General features: G+C 64.2%; 13 protein-coding genes. 9 read left to right on the forward strand and 4 right to left on the reverse strand.

The window, feature by feature from the left end; translation table 11 throughout:
- Positions 1 to 47 precede the first annotated feature (47 nt).
- From KG722_RS07640 to KG722_RS07660, 5 genes are all read left to right on the forward strand, one after another.
- A complete protein-coding gene (locus tag KG722_RS07640) occupies positions 48 to 1,349 on the forward strand; it encodes an acyl-CoA dehydrogenase family protein (protein ID WP_213271150.1) in 1,302 nt (433 codons plus the stop codon).
- Between the two features lie 69 nt (positions 1,350 to 1,418).
- Complete coding sequence (locus KG722_RS07645) at positions 1,419 to 2,132, forward strand: hypothetical protein (RefSeq protein ID WP_213271151.1); 714 nt, start codon at positions 1,419 to 1,421, stop codon at positions 2,130 to 2,132.
- Positions 2,133 to 2,175: 43 nt separating this feature from the next.
- Entirely contained in the window at positions 2,176 to 3,474 is a 1,299-nt protein-coding gene (locus tag KG722_RS07650) for an MATE family efflux transporter (RefSeq protein ID WP_213271152.1), read from the forward strand.
- A 46-nt stretch (positions 3,475 to 3,520) separates the two neighbouring features.
- The gene (locus KG722_RS07655; protein ID WP_213271153.1) at positions 3,521 to 4,471 is read left to right on the forward strand and encodes a serine protease; all 951 of its coding nucleotides are present in this window, start codon (positions 3,521 to 3,523) and stop codon (positions 4,469 to 4,471) included.
- 98 nt (positions 4,472 to 4,569) lie between these two features.
- Positions 4,570 to 5,859 carry an acyl-CoA dehydrogenase family protein gene (locus KG722_RS07660; RefSeq protein WP_213271154.1) on the forward strand — a complete coding sequence of 430 codons (1,290 nt, stop codon included), beginning with the start codon at positions 4,570 to 4,572 and terminating at the stop codon, positions 5,857 to 5,859.
- Here KG722_RS07660 and ttcA read toward each other — a convergent pair whose 3' ends face one another.
- Together ttcA and trmFO are read right to left on the reverse strand one after the other, a co-directional pair.
- Positions 5,860 to 6,747: a tRNA 2-thiocytidine(32) synthetase TtcA gene (gene ttcA / locus KG722_RS07665; protein WP_213271155.1), complete on the reverse strand. Its 888-nt coding sequence runs from the start codon at positions 6,745 to 6,747 to the stop codon at positions 5,860 to 5,862. It lies immediately after the preceding gene.
- 5 nt (positions 6,748 to 6,752) lie between these two features.
- Positions 6,753 to 8,156 (reverse strand): methylenetetrahydrofolate--tRNA-(uracil(54)-C(5))-methyltransferase (FADH(2)-oxidizing) TrmFO, encoded by a 1,404-nt coding sequence (gene trmFO / locus KG722_RS07670; protein ID WP_213271156.1) that lies wholly within the window; start codon positions 8,154 to 8,156, stop codon positions 6,753 to 6,755.
- Between the two features lie 99 nt (positions 8,157 to 8,255).
- Here trmFO and KG722_RS07675 point away from each other — a divergent pair, with 99 nt between their 5' ends.
- Both KG722_RS07675 and KG722_RS07680 read left to right on the forward strand, forming a co-directional pair.
- Positions 8,256 to 9,062 carry a hypothetical protein gene (locus tag KG722_RS07675; RefSeq protein ID WP_213271157.1) on the forward strand — a complete coding sequence of 269 codons (807 nt, stop codon included), beginning with the start codon at positions 8,256 to 8,258 and terminating at the stop codon, positions 9,060 to 9,062.
- Between the two features lie 63 nt (positions 9,063 to 9,125).
- Entirely contained in the window at positions 9,126 to 10,103 is a 978-nt protein-coding gene (locus KG722_RS07680; protein ID WP_213271158.1) for a hypothetical protein, read from the forward strand.
- 22 nt (positions 10,104 to 10,125) lie between these two features.
- Here KG722_RS07680 and uvrA read toward each other — a convergent pair whose 3' ends face one another.
- Positions 10,126 to 13,107, reverse strand: a complete 2,982-nt coding sequence (gene uvrA, locus KG722_RS07685; protein WP_213271159.1) for an excinuclease ABC subunit UvrA — start codon at positions 13,105 to 13,107, stop codon at positions 10,126 to 10,128.
- Positions 13,108 to 13,510: 403 nt separating this feature from the next.
- On the opposite strand from uvrA, the gene KG722_RS07690 reads away from it, so the two are divergent.
- Complete coding sequence (locus tag KG722_RS07690) at positions 13,511 to 13,999, forward strand: single-stranded DNA-binding protein (protein ID WP_213271160.1); 489 nt, start codon at positions 13,511 to 13,513, stop codon at positions 13,997 to 13,999.
- Between the two features lie 61 nt (positions 14,000 to 14,060).
- Positions 14,061 to 14,885, forward strand: coding sequence for an OXA-1090 family carbapenem-hydrolyzing class D beta-lactamase (gene blaOXA, locus KG722_RS07695; protein ID WP_300998395.1), 825 nt, complete (start codon positions 14,061 to 14,063; stop codon positions 14,883 to 14,885).
- Here the strand turns inward: blaOXA and KG722_RS07700 are convergent.
- Complete coding sequence (locus tag KG722_RS07700; protein ID WP_213271162.1) at positions 14,873 to 15,928, reverse strand: kelch repeat-containing protein; 1,056 nt, start codon at positions 15,926 to 15,928, stop codon at positions 14,873 to 14,875. The two genes, blaOXA and KG722_RS07700, sit on opposite strands and share 13 nt — an antisense overlap.
- Positions 15,929 to 15,951: the final 23 nt, after the last annotated feature.

A 15,951-nucleotide genomic window follows, 5' to 3' on the forward strand; every position in this document is an offset into this window, starting at 1 on the left:
ATCAGGGAAGAAGACGACAAACACCCATCCAGAGAGGAAACACAGCCATGCCTGATACCCAGCACACGCCCGACGCCTATGCCGAGCTCAACGACCTGCGCATGTCCGAAAGCGTCCGCCCGCTTTACGATCATGTGAAGAAGTTCATCGAGGAAACCGTGAACCCGATGAGCGTCGAGTTCCATAAACTTGGCGAAGGCAATCCGAATATCTGGACCTATGCGCCCGGCCAGCTCGAATGCCTGGAGAAGGCCAAGGACGAAGCCAAGAAGCAGGGCCTCTGGAACTTCTTCCTGCCCGACGCAGAAACCGGCGAAGGCCTCTCGAACCTCGACTATGCGTATATCGCCGCCGAACTCGGCAAGAACCCGATGGCCTCGGAAACCATGAACTGCTCGGCGCCTGACACCGGCAACATGGAAGTGCTCGAGCGCGTCGGCACGCCGGCCCAGAAGGAGAAGTGGCTGAAGCCGCTGCTCGAAGGCAAGATCCGCTCGGCCTATGTGATGACCGAGCCGCACATGGCGTCTTCGGATGCCAAGAACGTCTCGATGAAGTGCGAACTCGACGGCGATGAGTATGTGCTGAACGGCGAGAAGTATTATGCATCCGGCGCCGGCGATCCGCGCTGCAAGATCATGATCGTGATGTGCCGCTCCAACAACGGACCGGATGTCAACCGTCAACAGTCCCAGGTCCTCGTGCCGCTGCCCCATCCGGGCGTCACCATTGTCGGCCCGATGCACGTCTTTGGTGAGCCCGACGCGCCGCATGGCCACATGCATCTGCGCTTCGAGAACGTCCGCGTACCGAAGGATAACATGCTGCTCGGCGAAGGCCGTGGTTTCGAGATTTCGCAGCTGCGCCTTGGCCCCGGCCGTATCCACCACTGCATGCGCTCCATCGGCCAGGCCGAACGCGCGCTTGATCTGATGTGCATCCGTGGCCTCAGCCGTGAGGCCTTCGGCAGGCAGCTGGCGAAACTCGGCGGCAACACCGAAATCATCTCCCGCGCGCGGATTGAAATTGAAGCGATGCGGATGATGGTTCTCAAAGCCGCCAGGGCGATGGACGTGCTGGGCAACAAGGAAGCCCGCGTCTGGATTTCGATGGTGAAAGCCATGGTGCCCGAGCGCGTCTGCAAGATCATCGACGACGCGATCCAGATCCATGGCGCAACCGGCGTGTCCCAGTGGACCCCGCTCGCCCGGATGTATGCCAGCCAGCGCACGCTGCGCCTCGCGGATGGCCCGGATGAAGTCCACCATATGGTTGTGGGCCGCAACGAGCTGCGCAAGTATGAAGGCGGGGTGGAAGACCCCGCGCTGGCCGCCATCTGGCGCAAGTAATCTTCCCGCCTGATTGACAGGCTGATGGAAGAAGAAGACCCTCCCTGTATCCACAGGGAGGGTTTTTTGATGCGCCGCATGTCTGGTGTTCTCGCCGCCGCAACGGTCGCTCTGGTATCGGCCCTGCCGGCCTCGGCGCAGGGCATGGAGCGGATGATGGTCACCGCCAATCAGGTGGAGGAGAGCGCGCGGATCAGCGCGCCGGCTGTCTACCGCCAGATTCCGGCCGATTTCGTGATGGTGGCCATCACCTATCAGAGCGCAACCCGGGACGCAGCCGAGCGGCGCAAGGAACTCGAAACGATGTTCGACCGGCTGAAGGCCAGGGCGGGCAAGACACAGGGCTTCAGCCTCGCGGGCGGCACGCTGGGCCAGTCGATGGCGGATATCGACACGGTTCTGTTCACGGATGTCTATTCGAGCGACTATTCCGGCACGGGGCGCTTTACCCTGACGCTGAGCATCGACACGAAGGAGGAGGAGTCCTTCGAGGCGCTGATGAAACGCGCCCAGCAATTTGTGGCCGCGATCGAGACGCAGGGCCGGGCCGAGGCGTATCTGGGCGATACGCAGTATATCGGCGCGCGGGACGTCGCCAAGCACCGGGCCGATCTGGTGGGCGACATCGCGAAGGAAGTTTCCGGCCTGCGTGTGACCTTCGGGATGAACCGCTCCAGGGTCATCCTGACGGGGCTTGAAAGCCGCATTATCACCCAGCCCTCCGGCCCGCTGGAGCTGGAGATCTTCATTCCCTATACGCTGACCCTGGAAGCAGGCAACTGAGGCGGTTTCCCTGCGGGCACAAAGGGGCTAGTCCCCGCCGGGCATGACAGCAGCCGTCTTCACCCGACCCCGCGCGCTGGCGCTGGCCTGGCCAATCATGCTGGCGCAGGTTGCGACCGCAACAACCGGCATTGTCGACACTGCCGTGATGGGCCGTTTCGGCACGGCCGCAGAACTGGCGGGCGTCGGCCTTGCGGCGGTTGTCTTCAACGTCCTCTATTGGGGGTTCGGCTTCCTGCGCATGGCGACGACCGGCCTGACCGCGCAGGCGGACGGGGCGGGCGAGGCGGCCGAGACCAATGCCATCCTGAAGCGGGCGCTGGCGCTGGGCGGCGGCATTGGCGTGCTCATTCTCATCACTTTCCCGCTGGTCTCGCGCCTTGCGCTCGGCCTGTTTCAGGCCGAGGCGCTGGTGGAGGCAGACGCCGCCGCATATTTTCAGGCCCGCATCTGGGGCGCGCCCGCCGCGCTGATGGGCTTTGCGATCACCGGCTGGCTGATCGGGACCGGGAGAACGCGGGCGCTGCTGGCCGTGCAGATCGGGATGAACGCGGTCAATGCCGGACTCGATTTCCTGTTCGTGGCGGTGTTCGACTGGGGACCGGCGGGCATCGGGGCGGGCACGGCGATTGCCGAATGGGCCGCGCTGGCCCTCGGCCTTGTCATCGTGCGCTCTGCCCTTGGCTCCGGCGCGGCGCTGTTTGACCGGGCAAGGCTTGCCGCCCTCCTGAGCGCCAACCGGGACATCATGATCCGCACACTGGCGTTGCTCTTCAGCTTCGCCTGGTTCGTCAATTCCGGCGCCCAGCAGGGCATCGCGGCGATGGCGGGCAATCAGGTATTGCTGCAATTCATCGCCGTGTCCGCCTTTGTACTCGATGCCTTCGCCTTTGTGGCGGAGAAGGAGGCGGGCGCGGCCTATGGCGCGCGCGACCGGGCAAGGCTTGTGGGCGCCATGCGGGTGACAAGCGAGCTGGCGCTCATCTGCGGCGTTTTGTTTTCCCTTCTGTTCTGGCTGGGGGGCGGGGCAGTCATTCATGCCTTCATCCTCGACCCGGCCGCAAGGGACGCAGCGCTCGCCTATCTGCCCTGGTGCGCCGCTGTGCCGGTTATTGGCGTGGCAGCCTGGCAGCTTGACGGATTGTTTCTCGGCACGACGCAGGGGCCGGCCGTGCGCAATGCCGGGATGCTGGCGATGGCGGCCTATGTGGCTACCGACCTCGCCCTTGCCCCGTCCTTTGGCAATGGCGGGGTCTGGGCCGCGTTCCTCCTCAGCTATGTCTACCGGGCCGGGGCGCTCGGGCTTTACTGGCCGCGCCTCATGCGGCGCCTGGAGGCTTGACGCGCACGGCCCGTGGGCAGATGCTCCGCGCCTTGAGGGACATGCCATGGGCAAATGCCAAAGCCTTCTCGTGGTTGCCGTGATGTTTTCCGGCCTGCCTGCCGCAGCGCAGATCGTTGGCGGGCAAACAGCGAACCCGGACGATTGGCCCGGAATGGTCTCCCTGCAGGCTGTCGCGGGCCGCAATGACTACCATCTTTGCGGCGCCACGATGATTTCGCCTGAATGGGCCCTGACAGCCGGGCATTGCCTGGAAGGCGTGCGCATCGAGGGCGCCCGCGCGGTGCAGTATTTTGTCGATGAGCCAAGCCTCGAGATGACGCGCTTTGGCCCGTTGCGGCTCGTGATCGGAAACGGTGACCTGCGCGATCCGGTGGCCGGAAGCGTCTTTGCCGTCGGCGAGATAAAGGTGCATCCCGGCTATGAAGCGGGTTTTCCGGAAGCGGGAAATGATGTCGCCCTGATCCGTATCCTGGGGCGCTGGCGAGGGCCGGTCATCGCTCTGGAGGGGTTGGCAGAGGATGACGGCGCAAGCGAGACAGAGGCAACCCTGGCAGTTGCAGGCTATGGCCGGCTGGGGGAAGGGGCGCAGGACGCTGTGGCGATCAACCGGTCCGGCCGCCGCGTCAGCGCGCCAAGCCTTGTGCTGCAGGAGGGCTGGGTGCCGCAAGTCGAGATGGACACCTGCCGCGCGCGGCTGGACGAGCGGATCGCCGAATGGGGACTTTCCGAAGTCTATGCGGAGGCGGCACTTGATGCTGCCACCCAGTTCTGTGCCGGAGAGGGCGGCATTGACGCCTGCCAGGGCGACAGCGGCGGGCCGATTGTGCGCCGGACCCCGGGCGAGGCACCTGTGCAGACCGGTATTGTCAGCTGGGGCGTTGGCTGCGCCCGGCCAGACAGCCCCGGCGTCTATATGCGTGTCAGTGCGTATGCGGACTGGATTTCCCAGACGACGGGATTGACGACGGCGTTGGTGCCCGGTCGCGAAGAGTGAACCTGCCGATTGCCGCGGGGTGACTCCGCAATAGTCCCTATTCCGGCAATAGCAAGCGCGGCGCAGGGTTCCCCGAGCGAGATAAGGGAACCGGCGAGATGCAATTCGAGTACAGCCAGAAAACGCAGGACTACATGGCCCGCGTGACCCAGTTCATGGACGCGCATGTCCATCCGGCAGTGGCCCAATACAAGGCTCATCACGCCAAGGATCGGTGGGGCGTCAATCCCGTGCTGGAGCGCCTTAAGGAAAGGGCCAGGGCCGAAGGCCTGTGGAACCTGTTCCTTCCGCCGAGCAGCGATCACGATGACGGCCCCTATCGCGGCGCGGGACTTACCAATGCCGAATATGCCCCACTTTCCGAAATCATGGGGCGGGTGGGGTTTGCCTCTGAAGTCTTCAATTGCTCGGCGCCCGATACCGGCAATATGGAAGTGCTCCACCGGTATGGTTCGCCGCTGCAGAAGGAGCGCTGGCTCGGGCCACTGCTGCGCGGGGAAATCCGCTCTGCCTTCCTGATGACCGAGCCGCTGGTGGCCTCTTCCGACGCTACCAATATAGAGACAACAATTGTCCGCGAGGGCGATGAATATGTGATCAATGGCCGCAAATGGTGGTCCTCCGGCGTAGGGGATCCACGCTGCAAGGTTGCCATCGTGATGGGCAAGACAGATGCGGGCGCCGAGCGCCACCGTCAGCAGAGCCAGATCCTCGTGCCGATGGACGCGCCGGGGATGAAGATACTCCGTATGCTGCCCGTGTTCGGATATGATGACAGCCCGCATGGCCATGCCGAAGTTCTGCTGGAGCATGTGCGGGTTCCGGTTTCCAACCTGATCCTCGGTGAAGGGCGCGGCTTTGAGATCGCGCAGGGCCGCCTTGGGCCCGGCCGCATCCACCATTGCATGCGAACCATCGGCGCGGCCGAAGTTGCCCTGGAGAAGCTCTCCCGCCGCGTGCTGACGCGCGAGGCGTTCGGCAAGGCGCTTTACCAGCAATCCATCTGGGAGCAGAGGATCGGGGAAGCCCGCCTCGACATAGAGATGACGCGCCTGCTGACGCTGAAAGCGGCTTATATGATGGACACAGTCGGAAACAAGGGCGCGGCCAATGAAATCGCCATGATCAAGGTGGCCGCTCCGCGCGCGGCGCTGAAGGTCATCGACGAGGCAATCCAGGCCCATGGCGGCGCAGGGGTCACAGACGATTTCGGCCTGGCAGAGCTCTATGCGGGCATCCGCACATTGCGTCTGGCGGACGGGCCGGACGAGGTTCACCTGCGCGCCATCGCCCGCAATGAGCTCAGGAAATACAAGGAGGCGCCGGACTATCCGGCCCATCGCCCGGAGACCGGTATCGCCTGGCCGCCGGTTCGGGAAATTGCATGATCAGAAGGGGACGTTCGGGTCGTCTTCGCCTTTGCCGCCGAGCATCAGCCCGGCAAAGTCGAACATCCGGGGATCATGCAGATGGCTCGGGCGCACATTTGTAAGCGCCCGGGCCATTACCTGCCGTGTGCCCGGCTTTTTCTGTTCCCATTCGCTGAGCAGGCGGTTCATCGCCACCCGTTGAAGCCCGTCCTGGCTGCCGCAGAGATTGCAGGGGATAATGGGAAACTCCATCGCTTCGGCAAACCTGGCGAGATCGTCCTCTGCGGCTGTGATCAGGGGGCGGAACACCTGCACGTCGCCCTCGTCATTCAGGAGCTTGGCTGGCATCGCCGCAAGGCGCCCGCCATGGATGAGGTTCATCATGAAGGTGGCGAGCGCGTCGTCCCGGTGATGGCCGAGCACAATGGCCTCGCAGCCTTCCTGCCGCGCCACGCGGTAAAGAATGCCCCGGCGCAAGCGCGAACACATCGAGCAATAGGTACGCCCTTCGGGCACCTTCTCCGTCACGATGGAATAGGTGTCCTCGGTGATGATCTTGTGGGTGACGCCGTTCTTCGTCAGCCAGTCTGGCAGGATATGCCTGGGAAAGCCCGGCTGGCCCTGGTCGAGATTGCACGCGATGAGATCGACCGGCAGCGCGCCCTGCCATTGCAGGTCGAGCAGTACGGCGAGCAGGCCGTAGGAATCCTTGCCGCCAGACAGACAGACCAGCCATTTCGGGCGCGGCTTCTCGCCTGTCTCGATGGCGCGCCGATCCACCAGGCCATACGTGTCGATCACTTCCAGCGCCCCGCGCACGAGCCGCTTGCGCAGTTTCTTGAAGCTCACGCTCGAAGGCGTGTTTGCAAACAGCGCAGGGATGGGGGAGAGGGTCGTGTCAGCCATCGGTCCTACTCTGCCGCCACCATCGTTTCGCCTGCGAGCCAGTCGTCAAAATCATTCAGGGCTCGGATGGCCTGCGCCATTTTCTTGGCCCGGCCCTTGTCCTTGCCACGCAGGCGTTTACCGTCCGGACCCTTTCGCTCATATTCCTCGATATCGGGGAACAGGCCAAAGTTCACGTTCATCGGCTGGAAGGTCTGCTTTTCGCCGAGGTGGCCGCCGGTGATGTGGTTGACGAGCGCCCCGATGGCCGTGGTCGGCGGCGGCGGTTCCAGTTTCTGTCCGAGACGTTCAGCGGCGGCAAGTCGGCCGGCGAGCAGCCCCATCGCCGCGCTTTCGACATAGCCTTCCACGCCCGTTACCTGGCCGGCAAAGCGCAGGCGCGGCATCGTCTTCATGCGCAGCTGCCGGTCCAGCAGTTTGGGCGAGTTGAGGAACGTGTTGCGGTGGATGCCGCCGAGGCGCGCAAACTCGGCCTTTTCCAGGCCCGGGATCATCCGGAAAATGTCCGTCTGCGCTGCATATTTCAGCTTCGTCTGGAAGCCGACCATGTTCCAGAGCGTGCCGAGCGCGTTGTCCTGGCGCAGCTGGACAATGGCATGCGCCTTGACGGTCGGGTTGTGCGGGTTGGTGAGGCCCACCGGCTTCATCGGCCCAAAGCGCAGCGTCTCGCGCCCGCGCTCGGCCATCACTTCGATGGGCAGGCAGCCTTCAAAATAAGGCGTGTCCTTTTCCCAGTCGCGGAACTCGGTCTTCGGCGCAGCGAGCAGGGCATCGAGGAAGGCGTTATACTGCTCTTCCGTCATCGGACAGTTTATATATGCGGCTGTATCGCCGCCCGGGCCCGCCTTGTCATACCGGCTCTGGCGCCAGGCTTTGTCCATATCGATGGAGTCGAAATAGACGATCGGCGCGATGGCATCAAAGAAGGCAAGGTCGGTCTCGCCGGTATGGGCGCGGATCGCTTCAGCAAGCGCAATGGAGGTCAGCGGCCCGGTGGCGACGATCACGCTGTCCCAGTCTTCGGGCGGAAGGCCCGCGATTTCCTCGCGCACGATCGTCACCAGCGGGTGGGCCTCCAGCTTGGCGGTCACCGCCTCTGAGAAGCCTTCGCGGTCTACCGCCAGCGCGCTGCCGGCGGGCACCTGATGGTCCTTCGCGGTGGTGATGATGATCCCGTTCGCGCGGCGCATTTCCTCATGGATCACGCCGACGGCGTTGCCGGTATGGTCGTCCGAGCGGAAGGAGTTGGAGCAGACGAGTTCGGCGAGCTTGTCGGTCTGGTGGGCGTCTGTTCCGCGTGTCCCGCGCATTTCGTGCAGGATAACGGGGACACCGGCAGAGGCGATCTGCCAGGCCGCTTCGGAGCCGGCCATGCCGCCGCCGATTACATGGATGGGTTTCAGGGTCATCAGGCGGACATGAGGCCGCCGCCGCGGCGCGTCAAGATAGCGTTTGCCGGGCCGGGGGAGAGGCACTAGGTGTGCCCTCAGATGAGAAGAGCCGACGAGATGACACCGCGCCTTGCTGTTTTCCCGCTGATCACCGCTGCCTGGACGGGGGCGCTGGCCGCTCTGAAGCCGGCTGCGCTCTGGCTGATCCTGTTTGCCTTTGCGGCGGGTCTTTATGGGGCGGCGCTGCGGTCGGACACCGGTTTCTGGGTGCCGCTCGGGGCGGCCATCCTGGCGTTTCTGGCCGGTGTCGGCCTCTCCCGGCGCAGCTATGGCGCCCTGATCCCGGGCGCCAGGGCGCCCTTCCTGCCCCTCGCCCATGCCAATCTGGCAGTCTATGGCGCCTTCCTGTTCATCGGCTTTTTCGTCGTGTTTTTCCTGATGCTGCTGCCGGGCATCCTGATGCAGGAGGCCGGGCAGTATCAGCTCGACAAGGACACCGATCCCGCCATCGCACAGGAAGCCTTCCTCGCCATGCTGGCAACGCCCTTTGGCGCGGTGTTCATTGTCTGCTGCCTTGCCGGGGCAAGCCTCCTGGGCTGGATCGCCCTGCGCCTCACGCTCTATGGCGCGGCGACGGCGGCCACCGGCCAGGCGCATGTTTTCCGCACATGGGGCCTCACCAAAGGCCAGCTGTCGCCGCTCGGCGCGGCGAGCCTTGCCACGCATATCTTGCCCTTTGCTCTGGGCGTTGCCGTCAACGGCGCCCTTCACCGCGCCTTGCCCGATACCGCTTCAGGCCATTTCATCAGCGGTGCGGCTGGCGTGATTGTGTTTGCCCCCTTCCTGCTGGCAGGCCATGGCCTCGCGGCGGCAGCCTGGGAAAAGCTGAAGCCCGCCGAAACCTCAGCCCCGCCCCCCGCCTGAGGCGATTGATGCCGCCCGCGATTCAGGCGTACTCTCCCGGGCAGGCTGACCGGGAGACATGCCATGCCCAACGGGTTTTCATTTGATCGCGCGCTGACCTACCCCTTCAAGGCGCCGCATTTTGGCAGTTTCCCGTGGATCTTCGGGCTCTCCTATGCCGGCATTTATGTCGCACTGTTCACGGCGGTCGGCCTGCTTGGCTGGCGAACGGCGGCCGACTGGTTCCTCACCCTGCAGGCGCTCGAGAACGACCCCAATCCGGCGCCGGACGAGGTGTTTGGCGTGATCTTTGGCGGGCTCGGCACCCTGATCCCGCTGCTGCTGGTCGTGTCGGTCCTCGGCTGGGTTGTCTGGGCGATGTTCGAGGTGGCCTCCCAGAAGCGCTACCTGTTCGGCGAGAAGTTTTCGCTCGGTTTTGGCGGGGATGAGCTGCGCATGATGATCGTCGGCCTGCTCTGGGGCCTGATGAGCCTTGCCATCTTTGCCCTCCCGCTTCTCCTGATGGTCAGCGCCTTTGGCGTGCTCATCGCGTCAGACCTCAATGGTCCGATGGATGACGAAACCGCCCGGCAGTTCCTCGGGCCGTTCTTCGGCGGGTTCGGGCTGATGTTCCTGCTGTTTTTCGTTTATGTCTTCGTCGCCACGCGCCTGTCGCCCTGTTTCGGGCTGACGGTGAAGGCGCGGGAAATCCGCTTCTTTGATGCCTGGACCGTTTCGCGGGGCCGCTTCTGGCCGATCCTCGGGGCCTATGTCATCATCCTGATCGTCGTCAGCGTGGCGTCGCAGATGGTGTCGATGCTGGCACAGCTTGTGATGATGCCGCTGATGATGAACCTGCCCAGCGGCGAGGTGACCGGCGATGAGGTCGCCGCGATCTTCCTCTCGCCCGCCTTCCTCATCCCGATGGCGCTGATCTATTTCGTCCTGCTGTTCGTGCAGGGGCTCACCCAGCATTTCGTCGGCGCGCCGGCATCGCTCGCCGCCCGTCACGATCCGCGCAACGACCTTGGCGAAACAGAGCGCGTCGACATCTTCTCCTGAGCGCAGCAGGCCCGCGCGGGGCTTACTTTGCGCCTGCGCCGGCCCGGGTTTTCTTCGCAGGCTTCCTGGCCTTCTCCGGCGGGGCGGGCGTATCCGCCTTGGCCTTGGCGGCGGCCCTCTCCCGCTTGTTGCGGGCCGCGCGGCGTTCGTCCTGGCGGCGGAACGTCTCGGCGAGGAATTTGCCCGTCCAGCTTTCGGTGATCGCGGCAATGTCTTCCGGTGTGCCTTCTGCCACCAGTTTCCCGCCGCCATCCCCGCCCTCGGGGCCAAGATCGAGCACCCAGTCGGCGGTCTTCACCACGTCAAGATTGTGCTCGATGACGACCACGGTGTTACCCGCGTCCACCAGTTCATGCAGCACTTCCAGAAGCTTCTTCACATCCTCGAAATGCAGGCCGGTCGTCGGCTCGTCCAGGATATACAGTGTACGGCCCGTTGCCCGCTTGGAGAGTTCCTTGGCGAGCTTGACGCGCTGGGCCTCCCCGCCTGACAGGGTCGTCGCCTGCTGGCCAACCTTGATATAGCCAAGGCCCACCTGGTTCAGCGTATCAAGCTTTGAGAAGATCGCCGGCATCGCCGAGAAAAACTTCGCTGCGTCTTCCACCGTCATGTCGAGCACATCGGCAATCGACTTGCCCTTGAAGAGTACGTCGAGTGTCTCGCGATTGTAGCGTTTGCCCTTGCAGGTCTCGCAGGTGACGTACACGTCCGGCAGGAAGTGCATCTCGATCTTGATGACGCCGTCGCCCTGGCAAGCCTCGCAGCGCCCGCCCTTCACGTTGAAACTGAACCGGCCAGGCTGATATCCGCGCGCCTTGGACTCTGGCAGGCCGGCAAACCAGTCACGGATCGGCCCGAAGGCGCCGGTATAGGTCGCCGGGTTCGAGCGCGGCGTGCGCCCGATGGGCGACTGGTCGATATCGATCACCTTGTCGAGATGCTGCAGGCCCTCCAGGCTCTCATAGGGGGACGGGGCATCCGACGCGCCGTTGAGCTTGCGCGCCAGTGCCTTGTAGAGCGTCTCGATGATCAGCGTGGACTTGCCCCCGCCCGAGACGCCCGTGATCGCCGTGAACGTGGCGAGCGGGATCGAGGCGGTGACGTTCTTGAGATTATTCCCGGTCGCGCCCTTCAGCGTGATGCGGCGCGAGGCCTTCACCACCGGGCGGCGCTTGGGGATCGCAATTTCGCGTGTGCCGTTGAGATAATCCGCCGTCAGACTTTTCGGGTTTTTCATTACCTCTTCGGGCGTGCCCGACGCGATGATCTCCCCGCCATGTACGCCGGCGGCCGGGCCCATGTCGATCACATGGTCTGCCATAAGGATCGCGTCCTCGTCATGCTCGACCACGATGACTGAGTTGCCAAGGTCGCGCAGGCGCTTCAGCGTTTCCAGAAGGCGTTCATTGTCCCTCTGGTGGAGGCCGATGGAGGGCTCATCCAGCACATAGAGCACGCCCGTCAGGCCAGAGCCGATCTGGCTGGCAAGCCGGATACGCTGGCTTTCCCCGCCCGACAGCGTGCCCGATCCGCGATTGAGCGTGAGATAATCGAGGCCCACATCATTGAGGAAGATCAGCCGGTCGTTGATTTCCTTCAGGATGCGGCTGGCAATCTCGTTCTGCTGTTTGGTCAGCGCCTTGTGCACCTTGCCAAACCAGTCGCCCGCCTTGCGGATGGAAAATTCTCCGGCCTCGGAGATATCCAGCCCGGCAATCTTTACCGCCAGCGCCTGGGGCTTCAGGCGTTTGCCGCCGCAGGCCGGGCAGGGCGCGGCCGACTGGAAGCGCGCAATTTCCTCGCGCACCCAGGCTGAGTCGGTTTCGCGGTAGCGCCGGTCGAGATTGGGGATCACGCCCTCGAAGGTCTTCTTGACCTTGTAGCTGCGCATGCCGTCATCATAGACGAACTGGATTTCCTCGTCCCCGGTGCCATGGAGGATAATGTCCTGCACCTTTTCCGGCAGCTTGTTCCAGGGCCTGGAAAGGTCAAAGCGGTAATGGGTCGAGAGCGCCTGCAGCGTCTGGGTCTGGTAGGGAGAGGTGGATTTCGCCCAGGGCGCAATCGCGCCATTCAGGAGGTCAAGATCCTTGTCCGGAACAATCAGAGCCGGGTCGATCTTCAGCTGTTCGCCAAGCCCGTCGCAGGAGGGGCAGGCGCCGAAGGGGTTGTTGAACGAGAAGAGGCGCGGCTCGATTTCCGGGATCGAGAAGCCGGAGACGGGGCAGGCAAAATTTGCGCTGAAGGTAATTCGCTTCGGCTCGGTCTCGCCCGGCGCGATATCGGCATATTCGCCCACGGCGATGCCTTGTGCCAGGCCCAGCGCCGTCTCGAAGCTTTCCGCAAGGCGCTGTTCCATCCCGGCACGGACGACCACGCGGTCGACCACGACATCGATGTCATGCTTGAATTTCTTGTCGAGCTTGGGCGGGTCTTCCAGTTCGTGGAATTCGCCGTTCACCTTGACACGCTGAAAGCCGTTCTTCAGCAGCTCGGCAAATTCCTTGCGGAACTCGCCCTTCCGCCCGCGCACCATGGGCGCGAGCAGGTAAAGCCGCGTGCCGTCTTCCAGCTCCATCGTCCGGTCGACCATCTGGCTGACCGTCTGGCTTTCGATCGGCAGGCCGGTGGCGGGCGAATAGGGGATGCCCGCCCGCGCCCAGAGGAGGCGCATATAGTCATAAATCTCGGTGACCGTGCCGACGGTCGAGCGCGGGTTGCGGCTCGTCGTCTTCTGCTCGATCGAGATGGCTGGGGAGAGGCCCTCGATGCTCTCCACGTCCGGCTTCTGCATCAGCTCCAGGAACTGGCGCGCATAGGCCGAGAGGGACTCCACATAGCGCCGCTGGCCTTCGGCATAGATCGTGTCGAAGGCGAGGGAGGATTTGCCCGAGCCGGACAGGCCCGTCATCACCACAAGCTCGCCGCGCGGGATGTCCACGTCGATGTTCTTGAGATTGTGTTCCTTGGCGCCGCGCACGCGGATGAAGGGGGATTCGGCCATGGGAAGGCGGACTTTCTCGGGAGGACGGTTTGGGGTGGCGCCTGTTAGGGCTGTTTGGGTGGTTTGCGGCCTAAGAACACGGAGTCAACGGCGGTCTTGTTGGACAACGCTCGCCGCAGAATAACGATCCAGACGGCAGACAGGAATATGATGGCAGCAAAAAGGATCACGGTGAGCATATCGGGCATAAGCTTGTCTCATCAAAAAATGCGCGGGAAAGTCGTCCTTAATCTGTGGCGCGAGTCTGCATTGACGACAAGAACAAAGTATGAACATTTGGGTGCGACTGCTTTTAGGGCAGGCGGGACGGTGGAATTTCCTCCCGATGAGGCGACAGGGGGCCCGGGAAGAGTAGAACAACTCGAATCGGACTCGAAACAGTATTTCAGCGCGGAGGCCCCACATGGCGGGATCGGTAAACAAGGTCATTCTCGTGGGCAATCTCGGGGCAGACCCTGAGGTGAAGCAGTTCCAGAATGGCGGGCAGGTTTGCAACCTGCGGATCGCAACTTCTGAAACCTGGCGCGACAAGGCTTCGGGCGAGCGCAAGGAAAAGACCGAATGGCACGCGGTTGCGATCTTCTCCGAAGGCCTCGTCAAGGTCGCCCAGAACTATCTCAAGAAAGGCTCGAAGGTTTATCTTGAGGGCAAGCTGCAGACCCGCAAATGGCAGGACAAGGACGGCAACGACCGCTACACGACCGAGATCGTCCTGCAGGGCTTTGATGCCACGCTGGTGATGCTCGATGGTCGCGGCGAAGGCGGCGGCGCCGGTGCGGGCGGCGGTGGCCGTGAGACCGGCTATTCCGGCGGCAGTGGCGGTGGGCGCCAGCAGATGAGTGGCCCGAAAGAGAGCTTCAGCCAGGATCTCGACGACGAGATCCCGTTCTAGGGCCGGTGGCATGAGGGCAGCGGTTGCATCTCGATGGACGGGCCTGCGGGCCGGCCTCCTGATGCTGGCCGCCGCCCTGATGACGGCCTGCGCCACGCCGGTCTGTTGCGCCCCGGCGCCGGAGAAAAACCCGCTTGAACAGGCCTTGCTGGAAGAGGGCGTCAGTCCGGCCAGTTCGGCGCTGGTGATCTTTCGTCTCGAGGACGAAAAGGTCTGGGCGAGCGGTGGCGCGCGCATCCGTGAGCGCTTTACGCCCGCCTCAACGTCCAAAATCCCGCATACCCTTCTGGCGCTGGAAACCGGCGCCGTGACCGGGCCCGGCGAGCTGTTCGAGTGGGATGGCCAGAAACGCTTCGTCGACAGCTGGAATGAAGACCAGACTTTCGGTGAGGCCTTCGGGCGCTCGACTGTCTGGATCTACCAGATCGTCGTCCCCCGCATCGGCGCCGCGCGCCTGACCGAAGAGCTTGCCGCCTTCGGCTATGGCAATGCCGAGATTGGCGGGCCCGAAAGCATCACCCGCTACTGGCTGGACGGCCCGCTCGCCATTTCAGCCACCGAGCAGGTCGAGTTCCTCGCCCGCCTGGCCCACCGCACCCTGCCGCTCTCGGCGCGCAGCTATGAGATCGCCGTGCCGATCATGGAGCTCGATCGCGGTGACGGCTGGACCCTCTATGGCAAGACCGGCTGGAAAAGCGTCGAGGGTCAGACCGACATCGGCTGGTTTGTCGGCTGGGTCGAACAATCGGCCGGAGACGCGCCCGGCACCTACGCCTTCGCCCTCAACATGGACATGCCCGGCGGCATGGAAGAGGCCCCCAAACGCCGCGCCGCAGTGGAACGCGCCTTGCGCTCGATTGGCGCCCTGCCTGATCAGGGCCGGTAAATTTCCACCCGCGCGCTCGTCTCCACGCCGCCGGCTTTCAGCGCCCCGCCAATGACATGAATGGCCCCGTCCAGCGTCACCGCGCCCAGGCCGTGGCGGGGATGGGGCATGGGCGCAATTGCTGCCCAGGCATCGGACGCCGGATCATAGATCCAAGCCTGCGGATACACCCCGCCGCCATTGTCGAAGAACTCTCCGCCAAACGCATAGAGCTTGCCGCCCAGCGCCGCTGCTGCCAGCCCGCCCTGTGCCTGAGGCATTGGCGCGGCCTGGCGCCACCGGGCTTCGGCCGCATCATAGACTTCATGCGCCGCGGTATTCCCGCCCGCCACGCTGCGTCCGCCCACCACATGCAGGTTGCCGCCAATTGCCGCCCCCGCCGCACTGTTGCGCGCGCTCAGGCAGGGCGCAGCCTTTTCCCATCGGCCATCAATCCCGGTCAGCACGAAATGATGCGCCTGGTCGGTCTGGTCGCTCCAGGCAGCATTCGCCTCTCCGGCCGGCGATCGCCCGCCCATCAGGTGCAGCGCCCCGCTGGCATCGGTCAGCAGCACCGCCTCCGCGCAGGGCCTGGGCAGCGCCGGCGCGGTCTCCCATCGCCCGGCGGCCGGGTTGAGGCGCCATCCGGTGCCCTGGCTTTCCCAGATCCGGTCTGGCGCCGAAGACTGGTAGCCACCAAAGGTGTGCAGCTGCCCGCCAAAGCTCACCAGGTGCGGATGGTGCCGCGCCACCGGCAGGGGGGCCTGCGCCCGCCAGCCCAGCCCGTCATCCCGCCAGGCATGGTGGGCATCGGTCGGTCCGGTGATCTGGCCATTCTCGGCCACAAACCCACCCGCCAGATGGATCGCCCCCTCATGCAGGCAGGGGTAAATCTCCTGCACCGGGAAGGGCAGGGCCTCGCCCATCGACCAGCCCGCCGGCAGGCTCTCTGCGCCCTGCGCAACAGCGCCGTCGGCCCCCTTGCAGGCGGTTGCCGCAAGGGCGGCCCCGAGGCCGAGCATAGTTTGCCGTCTCGAGAGGCGAAACTTCAATGATTCCAGCATGATATACTCCTCAGCAGAGGGCG

This window comes from Hyphomonas sp. (assembly GCF_018402285.1).
In the GTDB taxonomy this organism is placed as follows: Bacteria; Pseudomonadota; Alphaproteobacteria; order Caulobacterales; family Hyphomonadaceae; genus Hyphomonas.

Coding starts and splice junctions, on each gene's coding strand:
- KG722_RS07640 (WP_213271150.1), top strand. CDS start 48: ATGCCTGATACCCAGCACACGCCCGACGCCTATGCCGAGCTCAACGAC.
- KG722_RS07690 (WP_213271160.1), top strand. CDS start 13,511: ATGGCGGGATCGGTAAACAAGGTCATTCTCGTGGGCAATCTCGGGGCA.
- KG722_RS07650 (WP_213271152.1), top strand. CDS start 2,176: ATGACAGCAGCCGTCTTCACCCGACCCCGCGCGCTGGCGCTGGCCTGG.
- ttcA (WP_213271155.1), bottom strand. CDS start 6,747: ATGGCTGACACGACCCTCTCCCCCATCCCTGCGCTGTTTGCAAACACG.
- blaOXA (WP_300998395.1), top strand. CDS start 14,061: ATGCTGGCCGCCGCCCTGATGACGGCCTGCGCCACGCCGGTCTGTTGC.
- uvrA (WP_213271159.1), bottom strand. CDS start 13,107: ATGGCCGAATCCCCCTTCATCCGCGTGCGCGGCGCCAAGGAACACAAT.
- KG722_RS07675 (WP_213271157.1), top strand. CDS start 8,256: ATGACACCGCGCCTTGCTGTTTTCCCGCTGATCACCGCTGCCTGGACG.
- KG722_RS07645 (WP_213271151.1), top strand. CDS start 1,419: ATGCGCCGCATGTCTGGTGTTCTCGCCGCCGCAACGGTCGCTCTGGTA.
- KG722_RS07660 (WP_213271154.1), top strand. CDS start 4,570: ATGCAATTCGAGTACAGCCAGAAAACGCAGGACTACATGGCCCGCGTG.
- KG722_RS07700 (WP_213271162.1), bottom strand. CDS start 15,928: ATGCTGGAATCATTGAAGTTTCGCCTCTCGAGACGGCAAACTATGCTC.
- trmFO (WP_213271156.1), bottom strand. CDS start 8,156: ATGACCCTGAAACCCATCCATGTAATCGGCGGCGGCATGGCCGGCTCC.
- KG722_RS07655 (WP_213271153.1), top strand. CDS start 3,521: ATGGGCAAATGCCAAAGCCTTCTCGTGGTTGCCGTGATGTTTTCCGGC.
- KG722_RS07680 (WP_213271158.1), top strand. CDS start 9,126: ATGCCCAACGGGTTTTCATTTGATCGCGCGCTGACCTACCCCTTCAAG.